The organism is Azospirillum sp. TSH64 (assembly GCF_003116035.1).
GTDB lineage: Bacteria > Pseudomonadota > Alphaproteobacteria > Azospirillales > Azospirillaceae > Azospirillum.
Window position 1 is genome coordinate 1 of sequence record NZ_LGQW01000009.1, and the last position, 1,944, is coordinate 1,944.

Consider the following 1,944-nt stretch of genomic DNA (forward strand, 5'->3'; position numbering starts at 1 on the left):
TCACCATAAAATCTCTCTTCTCTTGTGAGATGAGGATTGGTGCGGTGTTGGACGCAATCTTTCGGTTGACAGACTGAGAACTCGTGAGACCATGCTTGTTGTGTGCGGTTTTATTGTGAGATCAGCATGGCAGGTCGGCAGGCAAAGGTACTCTCCACAGCCCAGATGAAGGCAGTGCTGGCACACCTGTCCACGACTCGAAACCCAGCCCGTGACGCGGCGATGTTCCTGCTGAGCGTGCGGGCTGGATTGAGAGCCAAGGAGATCGCCGAAGCGACCTGGGGGATGGTTACCAACTCAGACGGCCAAGTTGGGGATTTCCTGCACCTGGAAGATCGCGCCGCAAAGATGGGGTCTGGTCGCACCATCCCTCTCAGCAGGGAGTTGCGTGACGCCCTGGTGCAGCTTCATGCCGAACGCCGTCCGCATCCAGATAGGCACATCATCTATTCGGAACGCGGGCATCGGATGTCGGCGGCATCGGTCACCCGTTGGTTCTTCGACCTCTATCACCGGCTTGGGTTCAACGGGTGCTCTAGCCATTCAGGTCGTCGAACTTTCATCACCAACGCTGCGCGCAAGATTACCCTGGTAGGCGGTTCCCTGCGGGATGTCATGGAACTGGCTGGACACCGATCTCTGGTCGTCACGGCCCGCTACATCGACGGAGATACCGAAGCCAAGCGCAAGGTGGTCAACATCATCTGATGCCAGTGATCATCAGCGTACCGGAAATCAACGGTTTGCCACGGTTTTTCATGGCCGTTCCAACCGCCGTGTAACCAAACGCATCATCGACATGAACCAACTGATCCTGATGACCTTCAGCAGCACCATGGTGGTGCTGCTGGCGGGCTATCGGACGTGCTTCTCGCCCTTCACTTCGTTCAGTGCGGCATCACGTCCGTCAGCCCATTCCTAATCACTGAATGAATGATTCAGATTCACATCCTAGATTTCACGTCACTTTCTCTCCCCCTTGGTCCAGACTCAAAGTCACACGCATGGACGTTTGATTATTCTGAACCAAGGGGAAGAAGATGACATCCTGAGTTTATGTAGTCACTCGATAAGCCACTTGCCATGTCTATAATAGCAGCAGGCGGTTGCCCTGTACCTGCTTAAGCAGCCTTTCTTACTCCCGTTCCACCTGATGGCGAGACTTCGGGGTACTGTAGGCTGGATGTGCATAGCATGCCTTTTTCATCCGCTACACCTTGCATCTCCGGTGAACGTTTGGGAGTCAACGGTTATGGAATTGATAATTCCAAGCTCACGCACTCAGCAATCGAGTAACTGGTGCGTGTGGGTAGTTGTCAAACATGTGAAGACAGAGCCACCCTCATTTTCGTTAAGCCTTCTTGTGGGAACTCAAGTCCCACCGAGCGGTCGCTACTCATCTCACCTGCTGTGGGTTGATGATGTTCGTCTCGTCGGTTGCCCTAACCTCATGGTCGTTTTCTGCTCGCCACGCTTCCACGCGCGAACTCCAACCGTGTGGGGTGGAGGAACCCCTGTACTCTCCTGGGCATTATGAATGAACGCATGCGTTCTCTAAGATTATTTATACCACGAAGGATTATGTCTTGTCGATATTATTCACTGCGCCGATCTCTCCCTGATCAACGCCGCCGCGCCGCCGACACTCCTGTCCTGGTGCGGAAGGAACCCAGCACCAGGAACAGCTTGGCCGACGAACGCGCCCTGTCAACATGACGATGCGTCAGCCGTTGTGTTGGCTGGGTGATGGCCTGCCAGTTCGGGCCGATGAGCACTGCGTTGGCTGGCAACGCCGAATCCGCCCTTGACGCCTATAGCGGGGGATCATTACTCTTCTCCTAGTTGCGGCGCGCCGTTGACCCCATAGGGTCGCGAAAGCCTTGAAATCATGGGGTTTTGGCAGAGTCGCAGTGACGGTTCAGCGACGATGGGGGAGGACGGTTT

1 protein-coding gene is annotated in these 1,944 nt (G+C 55.0%); it reads left to right on the forward strand.

Going from position 1 to position 1,944, the window contains the following annotated elements:
- Window positions 1-126: 126 nt before the first annotated feature.
- Window positions 127-708, forward strand: coding sequence for a site-specific integrase (locus tag TSH64_RS01480; protein ID WP_109095393.1), 582 nt, complete (start codon window positions 127-129; stop codon window positions 706-708).
- Window positions 709-1,944: the final 1,236 nt, after the last annotated feature.